Genomic DNA, 12,342 nt, shown 5'->3' with positions numbered 1-12,342 from the left:
GGGCCTCGCTCAGCCCGCAGGGCGCCGGATCGGGTGATCCGAGTACGGCTCGATCGCCCGCAGCAGCCGGCGCACCTGCAGCGCACGCAGCGGGGACAGCGCATAGCCGGGGTACGACCGCAGCCACACCGCGCTGCCCAGGCTGACGGCGTCGGCACCGGCCCAGAAGTACTCGCGGCAGTCGTCGATCGTGCGCACGCCGCCGGTGGCGATGATCGGCAGCGTCACTCCCGCCTCACGCAGCTCCGACACGACCCGCAGCCCGATCGGCTTGATCGCCCGCCCGGACAGGCCGCCGTAGCGGTTGGCGAGGAACGGGGTGCCGGTGCGCGGGTCCAGGCGCAGCGCCTTCACCGTGTTGATGGCGGTGAGCGCGGAGACGCCGGCCTTCGCGGCCTGCCGGGCGTTGCGGAGGTAGTCGTAGTCCGGCGACAGCTTCAGGATCACCGGGTGGTTGCTGCGCGGCACCGCCTCGTCCAGGACGTCCTGCAGGATCGTCGAGAAGTCGAAGTTGACGTTGTGGCAGCTCACGTTGAACTCGACGGCCGCGATGTCGCCCGCGGGGACGGCCGCGTTGACCTTGTCGACCAGCGTGACGAACTCCTCGGCCGAGAACCCGCCGAGCGAGATGATCGTGCGCTGCGCGCGCGTGACCGGGTAGTAGTCGCGCAGGTACGCGTCGATGCCGACGTTGCACCAGCCGAACGCGTTGATCCAGCCGCCGTCCACCCCGCGCAGCACCGTGGCGTAGCGGCGCAGGAGGCCAGGCAGCTCACGGGGCGACCAGTCCTCGCGGGTGGTGAAGTGCCCCTCCCGCGGCTCGACGGTCACCGTGCGCGTGGTGACGGCGCCGAACCGCTCCAGCGGGACGAACAGCGCGACCGGGCTCATCCCGTAGAAGCCGGAGCTGGAGCGGCCGTACCCCAGCAGGCTCGACGACGTGACCAGCCGGTTGCGCAGCACGATGTCACCGAGGCGCACGCCGTCGCCGGAAGCAGGCTGCTTCAGGGTGCGCGTCATGGTGCCTCCCGGTCCGGCAGCGGGGTGAACGGGCGCTCCGGCCACCACGGGTGGAACGGGCCGAGCCCGTCGGACACCTTGTCGGGAAAGACCGCGTCCCGCTTCTCCAGGAACGCGCCGACGCCTTCGCGGGCGTCCGCGGAGCGGCCGCGTTCGAGCATCGCGCGGGAGTCGACGCGATGGGCCTCCATCGGGTGGTCGGCACCGAGCATCCGCCACATCATCTGCCGGGCCAGCGCCACCGAAACCGGCGCGGTGTTGTCGGCGATCTCGCGGGCCAGCGCGTACGCGGCGGGCAGCAGGTCGTCGGGCTCGTGCACGGAGCGGACGAGTCCGCCGGCGAGCGCCTCCTGCGCGTCGAAGATGCGGCCGGTGGCCGCCCACTCCATCGCCCGGCTGATGCCCACCAGACGGGGCAGGAACCAGCTCGACGCCGCCTCCGGCACGATGCCGCGGCGGGCGAACACGAACCCGTACCGGGCCGTGGTGGCGGCGAGGCGCACGTCCATGGGCAGGGTCATGGTGGCGCCGACGCCGACCGCGGCGCCGTTGATGGCGCCGATCACCGGCTTGGTGGACTCGAAGATCCGCAGGGCGACCATGCCGCCGCCGTCGCGGCGCGGGTCCAGCTCGGGCGGGGCCTTGTCGGATCGGCTGTCGTAGTCGAACGTGCCGCTCCCGGCCGAGAGGTCGGCGCCCGCGCAGAACGCCCGTCCGGCACCCGTGACGACCACGGCGCGCACCTCGTCGTCGGCGTCGGCCCGGTCGAACGCCGCGATCATCTCCTGCAGCATCGGCACGTTGAAGGCGTTGAGCTTGTCCGGCCGGTCCAGGGTGACGGTGAGGACGCGGTCGGCCAGCTCCGTGCGGACGGTCATGACCGCCGCGCCGCCGCGTGCAGTGCCCGCAGCTCGCGCATGACGGCCACCGATCGCTCACCGTCGACCGCCTGAATGGCCATGACGTGCAGGTACTCGTCGTCGGCCAGGTCGAGTCGGGCCCAGGACGCGCCGTCGGGGAACGCGACGCGCTCCACCTCGGACCAGGCCAGCCGCCGGGTGCTGACGATGTTGCGCACCTCGATGCCCTCGGCGTCGGCGCGCACCCGCGGCCGCGCCACGAGCAGCAGCCCGCCGGCGATGAACAGCCCGATCAGCATCAGCGCGACCTGGTCGGCGAGGCGGAAGTACACCCCGGTGTAGACGGTGGTGAGCATGACGGCGATCGCCGCGAACAGCACGATGATCGCGACCGCGCCGATCCACGCCGCGATCAGCACCTTCCGCGGCCGCGCCACGAGCGTCTGCGTCACGCCCGCATCATCCGCCGTGCGGCTCATGCCGGCTTCCGCAGGTCCCGCAGCACCACCGCGGTGTGCAGGGCGGCGAGGACCGCCTCGGCGCCCTTGTCCTCCTCCGACCCTGGCGCGCCGGACCGGTCCACGGCCTGCTCGTGCGTGTCGCAGGTGAGCACCCCGTTGCCGACGGGGGTGGCCGCGTCCAGCGCCACGCGGGTGAGCCCGGCGGTGACGGCGTCGCACACGTACTCGAAGTGCGGGGTACCGCCGCGGATCACCACGCCGAGCGCGACGACGGCATCGTGGTCGGTGGCCAGCTGCTGGCAGACGACCGGCAGCTCCACCGTGCCCGGCACCCGCACGACGGTCGGCAGCGCGACGCCGGCGTCCTTCGCGACCGCCACCGCCCGCTCCAGCAGCACGTCGACGATGTCGGCGTGCCACGTGGTGGCGGCGATGCCCAGGTGCAGGCCCGCCGCGTCGGGCAGCTCCGCGGCGGGGCGTCCTTCTCCGCTCATGAGACCGTGCCGCCGGCGACCGGTGGTGCGCCGAGGTCGGGCAGGTCGTGGCCCATCCGGTCGCGCTTGGTCTTCAGGTAGCGCAGGTTCTCCGGGCTGGGCCGGATCGGCAGCGGCACCCGGCCGATGATCCGCAGGCCGTAGCCCTCGAGGCCGGCCCGCTTGTCCGGGTTGTTGGTGAGCAGCCGCATCGAGCGGATCCCGAGGTCGTACAGGATCTGCGCGCCCATGCCGTAGTCGCGGGCGTCGGCGGGCAGGCCGAGCGCCAGGTTGGCGTCGACGGTGTCGGCGCCCGCCTCCTGCAGCTGGTAGGCCTGCAGCTTGTGCAGCAGGCCGATGCCGCGGCCCTCGTGCCCGCGCATGTACAGCACCACCCCGCGGCCCTCGGCGGCGACGGCGGCGAGCGCGGCGTCCAGCTGGGGGCCGCAGTCGCAGCGCAGCGAGCCCAGCACGTCCCCGGTCAGGCACTCCGAGTGGACGCGCACCAGCACGTCCTCCCCGTCACCGATCTCGCCGATGACGAGCGCGATGTGCTCGATCCCGTCGAGCGTCGAGTCGTAGCCGTAGGCGAGGAACTCGCCGTGCGAGGTGGGGATGTGCGCCTGCGCGACGCAGACGACGTGCTTCTCGAACCGTCGCCGGTAGGCGATCAGGTCGGCGATCGTGATCAGGGTGAGGTCGTGGTCGGACGCGAACACCGCGAGCTCGTCGCCGCGGGCCATGTCGACCTCGTCCTTCTGCGACACGATCTCGCAGAGCACCCCCACCGGGGAGAGCCCGGCCATCCGGGACAGGTCGACGGCGGCCTCCGTGTGACCGGCGCGGCGCAGCACCCCGCCGTCCTTGGCGCGCAGCGGCAGCACGTGCCCCGGGCGGACGAAGTCGGCGGCGGTCGCAGCGGGATCGGCGAGCAGCCGGATCGTGTGCGCGCGGTCGGCGGCCGAGATGCCGGTGGTCACGCCTTCCTTGGCGTCGACGGTCACGGTGAACGCCGTGCGGAAGGCGTCACCGTTGGTGTGGTGCATGGGTGGCAGGTCGAGCCGGTCGCACTCCGCCTCCGGCAGCGCCACGCAGACGTAGCCCGACGTGTAGCGCACCAGGAACGACAGCAGCTCGGGCGTCGCCTTCTCGCCGGCGAAGATGAGGTCGCCCTCGTTCTCGCGGTCCTCGTCGTCCATCACGATGACGGCCTTGCCGTCGCGCAGGTCCTGCAGTGCCTGCTCGATGGCGGCGAAGCGCGGATCGAGCTGGCTCACGGTCGCCCCCGTCGTCGGGCTGGTGTCGTCCCTGCTCATTGCACGGCCCTTCCGCTCACGCCGTTCAGTCGCTCCAGGTACTTCGCCAGCACGTCGACCTCGATGTTGACGGTGTCGCCGGGCTTGCGCGTGCCGAGAGTGGTGTGCTCCAGGGTCGTCGGGATCAGCGCCACCGTGAACGTGTCACTCGTCACGGCGGCCACCGTGAGCGACACGCCGTCGACCGCGATCGAGCCCTTCTCCGCCACGTACCTGGCGATCTCGGGGGCGAGCGAGAACACCAGCTCGTCGCTGCGCTCCCCCGGCGACCGCGAGATCAGCGTCGAGATGCCGTCGACGTGCCCCTGCACGATGTGCCCGCCCAGCCGACCCGTGACCGGCAATGCGCGCTCCAGGTTGACCCGGGTGCCGGTGGTGACCGCCGACAGGCTCGACCGCTTCAGCGTCTCGGGCACCAGTTCCACCGTGAACGTGCCGTCGGTGGCGCCGTCCGGGTCAACCACGGTCAGGCAGACGCCGTTGACCGCGATCGAGTCACCGTGGTGCGCGTCGCTCGTCACGGTCGCGCCGCGCACGGTGAGCACCACCACGTCGGCGTTCTCGCGGACGGCGAGCACCTCGCCGATCTCCTCGACGATCCCGGTGAACATCAGGCGTCCTTCCAGTCGCGGTCGGGCGTGGTCCGGCGGACCTGGTCGCGCAGCGCGCGCACGGCCCGGCCGGGGTCGTCGGCGCCGTAGACCGCCGAACCCGCCACGAAGCAGTCGACGCCGGCCTCGGCCGCGGCCTCGACGGTGTCGGTGTTGATCCCGCCGTCGATCTCGACGAGCACGGTGAGGTGGCCGGTGTCGACCAGCCGGCGCGCGGTGCGCACCTTCTCCAGCACCTCGGGGATGAACGACTGCCCGCCGAACCCGGGCTCCACGCTCATCACCAGCAGGGTGTCGTAGTGCCGCAGCGTCTCCAGGTGCGGCTCCAGCGGCGTGCCCGGCTTCACCGACAGGCCGGCGCGAGCGCCCGCTGCACGCAGGTTCTTCGCCAGCGCGACCGGGTCGCGGGCCGCCTCCACGTGCACGGTGACGTTGAACGCGCCCACCTCGGCGTACCCGATCGCCCAGCGGTCCGGGTCCTCGATCATCAGGTGGCAGTCCAGCGGGACGTCCGTCGCCTTGCGCAGCGCTTCGACCACGGGCAGGCCCAGCGTCAGGTTCGGCACGAAGTGCGCGTCCATGACGTCGACGTGCAGCCAGTCGGCCCCCGCGGGCCCGCTCACGGCGGCGGCCTCGTCCGCGAGCCGCGCGAAGTCCGCCGCGAGGATGCTCGGCGCGATCATCGGCGCGATCTTTCCCGACACCACTGCAGGTTAGTCCCGCGGGGACCGCGGCACCCCATCCGGAGGGCGCTGCCGCCTGTCGGTGCGATGCGATTCACTTCCTGGCGTGTCCGATTCCGACGTGCCAGGCGCCCAGCTGACGAAGATGCTCGCCGGTGAGCCGCCGGAGGTGGTCGAGCTCGTGCTGCGGCTGCGCGCCGTCATCCGCGACGCGCATCCCGACCTCGATGAGAAGGTCAACCCGATGTGGCACGGCATCGCCTACCGCCACCGGAAGGCGGGTTACGTGTGCGGGCTGTTCCCGCGCGGCAACGGCGTCAACGTCGGGTTCGAGCACGGCGCCGACCATCCCGACCCGCTCGGCCGCCTCGTCGGCAAGGGCCGCACCCGCGACGTGCGCGTCGAGGTCGGTGCCGGGCCGGAGGAGGACGACGTGGTCGTCGACTACCTGGACCTGGCCGTCGATCTGGCGATCGACCGCGCGGAGGACAAGCGCCGCCGTCGCTGAACGGCCCCGGGGTATGCGTCGAGAACGAACTTGTGGCTGTTTTGAATCGTTTCATTGCGCCACAACGTCGTTCTCGACGGGTACGCCGCCCGGGTCAGGCGGGGCGGCGCAGCAGCGCCAGGAACATGGCGTCCGTGCCGTGGCGGTGCGGCCACAGCTGGACCGACGGGCCGTCGCCGAGGTCCGGCACGCCGGGCAGGTACGGGCGCGCGTCCAGGTGCTCGAGCTCCTTGTGCCGGCGCAGCACGCCGGCGAGGGTGCCGGTGGTCTCGGCGAGGTGCGGCGAGCACGTCACGTACGCGACGACGCCGCCGGGCCGGACGTGCCGCAGCGCCGCGAGCAGCAGCTCCCGCTGCAGCTTCCCCAACCCGGAGACGTCCTCGGGGCGGCGCCGCCACCGCGCCTCCGGACGCCGGCGGAGGGCACCGAGCCCCGTGCACGGCGCGTCGACGAGCACCCGGTCGTAGGCGCCCTCGGGCAGGCCGGAGTCGCGGCCGTCCACGGCGTGCACGGTGACGGGCAGGTCCTTGGTGGCCCCGCGCACGAGCTCGGCGCGCTGCTCCTCCGGTTCGACGGCGTCGAGGGTGCCGCCGTCCAGGGCGACCAGCCCGCCCAGCAGGGCGGCCTTGCCGCCGGGACCGGCGCACAGGTCGAGCCAGCGGCCGCCGTCCGGGCCGTGCAGCTCGGCACGCGCCAACGCCAGCGCGACGAGCTGGCTGCCCTCGTCCTGCACGACGGCCAGTCCTTCGGCGACGGCGTCGAGCTCGCCGATCTCGCCGCTGCCCGGTTCCAGGTGGACGCCGTACGGCGAGTACGGCGCCGCGGTGCCGCCGGTGACCAGGGCCAGCTCCTCCGCGGTGATCTCGCCGGGGCGGGCCAGCAGGTGGACCACCGGGCGGGCGTCGTCGGCCGCGAGCGCCGCGTCGAGCTCGTCGACGGCGCCCAGCGCGTCGGCGAAGGCCTGCGCGATCCACCGCGGGTGCGCGTGGGCGAAGCCGGCGTGCCCGATCGGGTCGTCGGCGGCCGGCGGGGCGAGCCGGTCCACCCATGCCGCTTCGTCGCGCTCGGCGACCTTGCGCAGGACGGCGTTGACGAACCCGGCCGAGCGGCTCCCGGCCTGCACCCGGACCAGCTCGACGACACCGTGCACGGCCGCGTGGGCCGGCACGCGCGTGCGCAGCAGCTGGTAGGCGCCGAGCCGCAGCGCGTCCTTCAGCGGGGCCTCGACGCGGTCGTAGTCGCGCTCGATGCACGCGGCGAGCACGGCGTCGAGGAGGCCCTGCGCGCGCAGCGTGCCGTAGCCGAGCTCGGTGGCGAGCGCGGCGTCGCGCCCGCTGAGCCGGTGCCGCCGCAGGATGCCGGGCAGTGCCAGGTTGGCGTAGGCCTCCCGCACCCGCACCGACGTCAGCAGCTCCAGCGCCGCGTGCCGGGCCGGGTCGACCTCGGGTGGTCGGGCCGGGCCGCTGCGCCCCCGCGGCGGACCGGAGCGCTGCTGCGGCGCCGGGCCGCGCTTGCGGGAACGACGTCCTGGCGAGCTCACGTCAGCGACTCCCCGGCCTCGATGCGCACGCCGCGGGCCCAGTCCGGGGCCGCCATCGCCCGCTTCCCCACCGGCTGCACCTGGCCCAGTGCGACGGCGGTCGTCGCGGTGCCCACCAGCACCCGGCGCTTCTCCGCGACGAGCACCCCCGGCTTCAGCTCCTCGTCGGTCACGGTGACCGGGCCCAGGCCCAGGCGGGCGCCGCGAAACGTGGTCCACGCCCCGGGCTCCGGGGTGACCGAGCGGACCAGCCGGTCCAGTGCCACGGCCGGCTGCTCCCAGTCGACGCGCGCGTCGTCGACGGTGACCTTCGGCGCGCGGCTGACCCCCTCGGCGGGCTGCGGCTGCGCCACCACCGTGCCGTCGGCGATGCCGTCGAGCGTGGCGACGAGCAGCCGCGCACCGGACTCGGCGAGGCGACCGAGCAGGTCGCCCGCGGTGTCGGTCGGCCCGATGGGCTCGGTGACGACGCCGAACGTCGGCCCGGTGTCCATGCCCTCCTCCAGGAGGAAGGTGGTGGCGCCGGTGATGTCGTCCCCCGCCCGGATCGCTGCCTGGACGGGCGCGGCGCCGCGCCACGCCGGCAGCACCGAGAAGTGCAGGTTGACCCACCCGTGCGGCGGCACGTCGAGCACCGGTCGCGGGATCAGCGCGCCGTACGCGACGACGGGGCAGCAGTCCGGGGCCAGTGCGCGCAGCGCCTCGATGAACTCGGGTTCGCGCGGGCGCTGCGGGGTGAGCACGGGGATGCCGGCCTCGTCGGCGAGCACCCCGATCGGCGAGCGGACGAGCGCGCGCCCCCGACCGGACGGCGCGTCGGGGCGCGTGACGACGCCGACGACCTCGTGGCGCGGCGAGTCGAGCAGCGCCCGCAGCGCCGGGACGGCCGGCACCGGGGTGCCGGCGAACACGAGCCGCATCAGCGGGTCCCGAACAGCGGGTGCGGGCTCTGCTTGACGACGGGAGGCGGCGCGCCGAACCATTCGGCGGCCCGGATCTCGGCCATGGCGAGCTTGCGGGTCTCGGCGTCGAGCCGGTCGACGAACAGCACCCCGTCGAGGTGGTCGGTCTCGTGCTGGATGCAGCGGGCCAGCAGCTCGCTGCCTTCGACGGTGAGCGGTTCGCCGTGCTGGTCCCAGCCCTTCGCGACGACGTGCAGGTGCCGCCGGCAGTCCCACGACAGACCCGGGATCGACAGGCAGCCCTCGGGGCCGACCTGCTCCTCGTCGCCGACGACGTCGAACGTCGGGTTGACCAGGTGCCCCTCGAACCCGTCGCAGTTGAAGGTGAACACCCGCAGCGAGACCCCCAGCTGGGGTGCGGCCAGCCCGGCCCCGCCCTGCTCGTGCATGGTGTCGGTGAGGTCGGTGACGAGCTTGCGCAGCTCGGCGTCGAACGTGGTCACCGGCACCGCGGGGGTGCGCAGGACGGGGTCGCCGAAGAGCCGGATCGGCGTGACGGTCACGGCGTTCCATTCTGCCATCCGGTTCGGGTCAGCCGATCTGGGGCGGATCCATCCGCACCCGGACCACGTCGGTGGCCTTGCGAGCGGTGCGCGCGGCCTGCGCGGCGTGCAGGGCCGCGGCCAGCGCCTTCCCCTCGGTCCGGCGCACGCGCAGCAGCGCCCGTTCCTCCGGCGTGTCGGTCTCGGCGCGGGGGTCGGGCTCGATCTCCACCGGGCCGAGCACCTCGACGGTGGCGCCCAGGCGCTCTTCCACGTCGTCCAGCACCGCGGCCACGGCCGCGGCGGGGCCTTCGACGGCGGCCATGCGCACGGCCGGCGGGAAGCCGACCTCGGTGCGGGACGCCAGCTCGGCCGCGGCGTGCCCGACCGGGTCCCACCGGACCAGCGCCTGCACGACGGGCAGGTCCGACGGCGCCATCACCACGACCCGACCGCCCGCGCCGTGCGGCACCACCAGCGCGGCCGCGGCCATCCAGCGCCGCAACGTCTCCTCGACCACGCGCAGGTCGGCGCGGCCGAGCAGCGCCCACCCGTCGAGCAACAGCGCGGCTCCGTACCCGCCGTCGACCTGCGGTTCCGCGCCGGGGGTGGCGACGACCAGCTCCGGACGGGCATCGGCCGCGTCGAGCACCGCCGCGCCCCCACCGGACGCGCGGACCTGCACGCCCGGGAACGCGCGCCCCAGTTCCTCGGCCGTGCGCCCGGAGCCGACGACGCCGGCACGCAGCCGCCGCGACCCGCAGTGCGCGCACCGGAACGCCGGCTCGGCCCGCCCGCACCAGCGGCAGTGCGGGAGCGCCGCATCCCCGTCCGGCGTGCCGGACGGGAGCCCGAGCGGGCCCGCGCAGTGCCGGCACCGCGCGGTCTCGCGGCACGAGCCGCACGCCAGCCACGGCACGTAGCCCGCCCGCGGGACCTGCACCAGCACCGGCTTGCCGGCATCCAGCGCCGCCCGCGCCGCCTCGAACGCCACGTGCGGCAGGCGCGCGGCCCGGAGCGCGGGATCGCGCTCCTCCTGCGCGGTGGTCTCGCCGATCGCGACGATCCGCGGCATCGCGTCCCGCACGACGGCCCGCTCGGCCACCACCTCGCGCGCCCACCCCGACTCGACGAGCAGCTGCCCTTCTGCGGTGCGGGCGTGCCCGCCGACCAGCAGTGCGGCCCCGCTGGTGTGCGCGCGCAGCACCAGCACGTCCCGCACGTGCGGGTACGGGGCGCGCGGCTCGGCGTGCGAGTCGTCGCCGTCGTCCCAGACGGCCACGAGCCCGAGCCGGGCCACCGGGGCGAACGCGGTGGCCCGTGTCCCGATCGCGACGGGCACGGCGCCGCGGCGCACGGCCAGCCAGCGCCGGTAGCGCTCGGCCGGGCCGAGGTCGGCGGTCAGGGCGACGACGGCATCGGCGCCTAGCACCGCGGTGCACGCGGCGCACAGCACGGCGACGTCGCGCTGGTCGGGCACCACGATCAGGACACCGCGACCGGCCGCCACCGTCGCCGCGGCGGCCTCGGCGAGCCGCGTGGCCCAGTCCTCACCGGGCAGCGCCTGCCACACGGCGTGCGCGGCCCGGCCGGCACCCAGGGCGTCCAGCAGGGCGGCCCCGTGGCGGTAGCGGGCCCACCCGGCGGGGTCCGGTGCGGTGACGGCGAGCGGGGCGCGCGCCCGCGGTTCCTCGGCCTCGACCTTGGCGTGCCGCGGCGGCACGGCCAGCCGCAGCACGTCGTAGAGCATTCCGGCGCCGCGGTCGGCGACCGCGCGGGCCAGCGCCGCCACCTCGGGGGCCAGCGCCGGCTCCGGCGACACCACCCGCTCCACCCACGCCAGCGTGCCGACGTGGTCGGTGGTCTCCGCCCGTTCCAGCAGGAACCCGTCGACCAGGCGGCCGGAGAAGCGCACCTTGATCCGCACGCCGGGCTGCGCGTCGGCGTCGAGGTGCGCCGGCACCTGGTAGTCGAACGTGCGGTCCAGGTGGGTCAGCGGGACGTCGACGGCGACCCGCGCGACCGGGGCGGCCGCGGCCGCCTGCCACTCCCCCCGGTTGGCGGGACGGGTCGCTACGGGCACGCCGGCGACACTAGAGCCGGGCGCCGACGGGAACGGAGGCCGGTCAGGCGCCGGCCAGCGACCGCAGTGCGTCGGCGCGGTCGGTGCGCTCCCACGGCAGGTCGACGTCGGTGCGACCGAAGTGCCCGTACGCCGCGGTCGGGGCGTAGATCGGGCGCAGCAGGTCCAGGTCGCGGATGATCGCGGCCGGGCGCAGGTCGAACACCTCGGTGATGGCGGCCTGGATCTTCGCCGGGTCGACCTGCTCGGTGCCGAACGTCTCGACGAACAGGCCGACGGGCGCCGCCTTGCCGATGGCGTAGGCGATCTGGACCTCCAGCCGCTCGGCCAGGCCGGCCGCAACGGCGTTCTTCGCGACCCAGCGCATCGCGTACGCGGCCGACCGGTCCACCTTCGACGGGTCCTTGCCGGAGAACGCGCCGCCGCCGTGCCGGGCGAACCCGCCGTACGTGTCGACGATGATCTTGCGGCCGGTCAGGCCGGCGTCGCCCATCGGACCGCCGGTGACGAAGCGGCCGGTCGGGTTCACCAGCAGCCGCACGTCGGTGGTGTCGATGCCGAGCCCCTCGATCTCGGGCTGCACCACGTGCTGCAGGACGTCGGGCGCGAGCAGCCCGTCGAGGTCGATGTCGGCGGCGTGCTGGCTGGACACGACGACGGTGTCGAGGCGGACGGCCTTGTCGCCCGCGTACTCGATGGTGACCTGGGTCTTGCCGTCAGGGCGCAGGTAGGGCAGCTCGCCGTTCTTGCGGACGGCGGTGAGCCGACGGGCCAGCCGGTGGGCCAGTGCGATCGGCAGCGGCAGCAGCTCCGGGGTGTCGGTGTTGGCGTAGCCGAACATCAGGCCCTGGTCACCGGCGCCCTGCCGGGCGATCTCGTCCTCGGACAGCTCCACACGGCTCTCGTAGGCCGTGTCGACGCCCTGCGCGATGTCGGGCGACTGCGAGCCGATCGCGACGTTGACCCCGCAGGACGCGCCGTCGAAGCCCTTGGCCGACGAGTCGTAGCCGATCCGCAGCACCGTGTCGCGCACGATCTGCGGGATGTCGGCGTAGGCGGTGGTGGTGACCTCGCCTGCCACGTGCACCTGGCCCGTGGTGATCAGCGTCTCGACGGCGACGCGGCTGCGCGGGTCCTCCGTCAGCAGCGCGTCGAGGATGCCGTCACTGATGGCGTCGCACATCTTGTCGGGGTGACCCTCGGTCACCGACTCGCTCGTGAACAGCCGTCGTCCTGCGCTCGTCACCAGAGATCCCGTCCATCCTGCGTCTGCAGCCCTGCCCGGCCGGCTGCTGCACGGCGGGCGTACCTAGTGCTAGTTCGTCGCAGAAGCCTAGTGGAAC

At 74.3% G+C, this 12,342-nt stretch carries 13 protein-coding genes; 1 reads left to right on the top strand and 12 read right to left on the bottom strand.

Annotated elements, in window-relative coordinates:
- Window positions 1-9 precede the first annotated feature (9 nt).
- From ACQEVB_RS27075 to rpe, 7 genes are read right to left on the bottom strand one after another with little or no spacing between them, the layout of a single operon-like run.
- On the bottom strand, window positions 10-1,020 hold the full coding sequence (locus ACQEVB_RS27075; RefSeq protein ID WP_432976834.1) for a dihydroorotate dehydrogenase: 1,011 nt from the start codon (window positions 1,018-1,020) through the stop codon (window positions 10-12).
- Window positions 1,017-1,898, bottom strand: coding sequence for a crotonase/enoyl-CoA hydratase family protein (locus ACQEVB_RS27070; protein ID WP_432976831.1), 882 nt, complete (start codon window positions 1,896-1,898; stop codon window positions 1,017-1,019). The genes ACQEVB_RS27075 and ACQEVB_RS27070 overlap by 4 nt, the downstream gene beginning before the upstream one ends.
- A complete protein-coding gene (locus ACQEVB_RS27065) occupies window positions 1,895-2,359 on the bottom strand; it encodes a PH domain-containing protein (RefSeq protein ID WP_432976828.1) in 465 nt (154 codons plus the stop codon). The genes ACQEVB_RS27070 and ACQEVB_RS27065 overlap by 4 nt, the downstream gene beginning before the upstream one ends.
- On the bottom strand, window positions 2,356-2,835 hold the full coding sequence (gene ribH / locus ACQEVB_RS27060) for a 6,7-dimethyl-8-ribityllumazine synthase (RefSeq protein WP_432976825.1): 480 nt from the start codon (window positions 2,833-2,835) through the stop codon (window positions 2,356-2,358). The genes ACQEVB_RS27065 and ribH overlap by 4 nt, the downstream gene beginning before the upstream one ends.
- A complete protein-coding gene (locus ACQEVB_RS27055; protein WP_432976822.1) occupies window positions 2,832-4,130 on the bottom strand; it encodes a bifunctional 3,4-dihydroxy-2-butanone-4-phosphate synthase/GTP cyclohydrolase II in 1,299 nt (432 codons plus the stop codon). The genes ribH and ACQEVB_RS27055 overlap by 4 nt, the downstream gene beginning before the upstream one ends.
- Window positions 4,127-4,741 carry a riboflavin synthase gene (locus ACQEVB_RS27050; protein ID WP_432976819.1) on the bottom strand — a complete coding sequence of 205 codons (615 nt, stop codon included), beginning with the start codon at window positions 4,739-4,741 and terminating at the stop codon, window positions 4,127-4,129. The genes ACQEVB_RS27055 and ACQEVB_RS27050 overlap by 4 nt, the downstream gene beginning before the upstream one ends.
- Window positions 4,741-5,424: a ribulose-phosphate 3-epimerase gene (gene rpe / locus ACQEVB_RS27045; protein WP_432980606.1), complete on the bottom strand. Its 684-nt coding sequence runs from the start codon at window positions 5,422-5,424 to the stop codon at window positions 4,741-4,743. The genes ACQEVB_RS27050 and rpe overlap by 1 nt, the downstream gene beginning before the upstream one ends.
- A gap of 106 nt (window positions 5,425-5,530) precedes the next feature.
- Here rpe and ACQEVB_RS27040 point away from each other — a divergent pair, with 106 nt between their 5' ends.
- The gene (locus ACQEVB_RS27040; protein WP_432976816.1) at window positions 5,531-5,932 is read left to right on the top strand and encodes a hypothetical protein; all 402 of its coding nucleotides are present in this window, start codon (window positions 5,531-5,533) and stop codon (window positions 5,930-5,932) included.
- A 94-nt stretch (window positions 5,933-6,026) separates the two neighbouring features.
- Here ACQEVB_RS27040 and ACQEVB_RS27035 read toward each other — a convergent pair whose 3' ends face one another.
- From ACQEVB_RS27035 to metK, 5 genes are read right to left on the bottom strand one after another with little or no spacing between them, the layout of a single operon-like run.
- Window positions 6,027-7,472 (bottom strand): RsmB/NOP family class I SAM-dependent RNA methyltransferase, encoded by a 1,446-nt coding sequence (locus tag ACQEVB_RS27035; protein WP_432976813.1) that lies wholly within the window; start codon window positions 7,470-7,472, stop codon window positions 6,027-6,029.
- A complete protein-coding gene (gene fmt / locus ACQEVB_RS27030; RefSeq protein WP_432976810.1) occupies window positions 7,469-8,392 on the bottom strand; it encodes a methionyl-tRNA formyltransferase in 924 nt (307 codons plus the stop codon). The genes ACQEVB_RS27035 and fmt overlap by 4 nt, the downstream gene beginning before the upstream one ends.
- Window positions 8,392-8,937 carry a peptide deformylase gene (gene def, locus ACQEVB_RS27025; protein WP_432976807.1) on the bottom strand — a complete coding sequence of 182 codons (546 nt, stop codon included), beginning with the start codon at window positions 8,935-8,937 and terminating at the stop codon, window positions 8,392-8,394. The genes fmt and def overlap by 1 nt, the downstream gene beginning before the upstream one ends.
- 28 nt (window positions 8,938-8,965) lie before the next feature.
- Window positions 8,966-10,999, bottom strand: coding sequence for a primosomal protein N' (locus ACQEVB_RS27020; RefSeq protein ID WP_432976804.1), 2,034 nt, complete (start codon window positions 10,997-10,999; stop codon window positions 8,966-8,968).
- Window positions 11,000-11,042: 43 nt separating this feature from the next.
- Window positions 11,043-12,245, bottom strand: a complete 1,203-nt coding sequence (gene metK, locus ACQEVB_RS27015) for a methionine adenosyltransferase (protein ID WP_432976801.1) — start codon at window positions 12,243-12,245, stop codon at window positions 11,043-11,045.
- Window positions 12,246-12,342: the final 97 nt, after the last annotated feature.

Origin of the sequence: Pseudonocardia sp. CA-107938 (assembly GCF_050936315.1) — a bacterium.
Lineage (GTDB): Bacteria > Actinomycetota > Actinomycetes > Mycobacteriales > Pseudonocardiaceae > Pseudonocardia.
The sequence above is the reverse complement of the archived record's forward strand: the minus strand, read 5'-3'. Positions and strand labels throughout refer to the sequence as shown.

Coding starts and splice junctions, on each gene's coding strand:
- ribH (WP_432976825.1), bottom strand. CDS start 2,835: ATGAGCGGAGAAGGACGCCCCGCCGCGGAGCTGCCCGACGCGGCGGGC.
- ACQEVB_RS27065 (WP_432976828.1), bottom strand. CDS start 2,359: ATGAGCCGCACGGCGGATGATGCGGGCGTGACGCAGACGCTCGTGGCG.
- ACQEVB_RS27075 (WP_432976834.1), bottom strand. CDS start 1,020: ATGACGCGCACCCTGAAGCAGCCTGCTTCCGGCGACGGCGTGCGCCTC.
- ACQEVB_RS27070 (WP_432976831.1), bottom strand. CDS start 1,898: ATGACCGTCCGCACGGAGCTGGCCGACCGCGTCCTCACCGTCACCCTG.
- fmt (WP_432976810.1), bottom strand. CDS start 8,392: ATGCGGCTCGTGTTCGCCGGCACCCCGGTGCCGGCCGTCCCGGCGCTG.
- rpe (WP_432980606.1), bottom strand. CDS start 5,424: ATGATCGCGCCGAGCATCCTCGCGGCGGACTTCGCGCGGCTCGCGGAC.
- ACQEVB_RS27050 (WP_432976819.1), bottom strand. CDS start 4,741: ATGTTCACCGGGATCGTCGAGGAGATCGGCGAGGTGCTCGCCGTCCGC.
- ACQEVB_RS27055 (WP_432976822.1), bottom strand. CDS start 4,130: ATGAGCAGGGACGACACCAGCCCGACGACGGGGGCGACCGTGAGCCAG.